Raw genomic sequence first — 811 nt, forward strand, 5'->3', positions numbered from 1 at the left:
GGCTTGTATGTTCCTCCCGGCTCCTACGCGGTATGTAGGAGCCAGGGTGGAGGGACCGTCAACATGATATCTGCGGATAGCAGCCGACAGACGAGCCGAGCGATCCCCATCCCGCACCTTAACGTCGATAAAGGATCTAGCGGCCTTTGAGGACCGCCGATGTAGGCAAGCCAACGTGGTGCGGTACCACCCCAGCCCCTCAACAATAGCTGGGAGTTGCGCAGATGTCAGATCATTTGGCCGTCGGCATCGATGCCGATTCAAAGACCCTGGTGGTGGCCTGCCACGGCACCAAGGGCAGCGCCCGCATCACCAATTCAGCCTCAGTCATCACTAAGTGGCTGTCCACTCTGCCGGTCGGGTCTCGCATTGGAGTGGAAGCAACCAATCGCTACCACGAGCTTGTGGTTCAAGCTGCCCAGAAGGCCGGCCACGTCGTCTTTGTGCTCAATCCGCGCGACATCAAACATTACGCCAAGGGCGTGGCCTGCCGCGGCAAAACCGACTCAGGTGACGCGCAGGTCATTGCGCGTTACATCGCCAAGGAGGCCGACAATCTGCATGAGCATGTCGCCCGATCGCCTGCGCAGGAGCAGCTGCATGTGCTGCTCCAGCAACGTGACAGCCTGGTCCGGAGCAAGGCGAAGTTGAATCTCTCGCTAGGCGCGGGGGCGTCGGAGTCGGCCATCTTTGGGCGCATCTTCGATGGTCTGAAAGAGGCCATTGCCCTGCTCGACCAACAGATTCAGCAACTGTGCCGCAGTGGCGAACAGCGCGACCTGTATCGGCGGATCATGACCATTCCGGGGGT

Annotated in this window: 1 protein-coding gene; it reads left to right on the forward strand. The window is 60.3% G+C overall.

Going from position 1 to position 811, the window contains the following annotated elements; translation table 11 throughout:
• Positions 1–224 precede the first annotated feature (224 nt).
• On the forward strand, positions 225–811 hold a 587-nt coding region (locus tag KXV01_RS19990), incomplete at its 3' end, for a transposase (protein WP_263468023.1).

It is taken from the genome of Stenotrophomonas sp. Ps181, from assembly GCF_025697425.1.
Classification (GTDB): Bacteria; Pseudomonadota; Gammaproteobacteria; order Xanthomonadales; family Xanthomonadaceae; genus Stenotrophomonas; species Stenotrophomonas sepilia.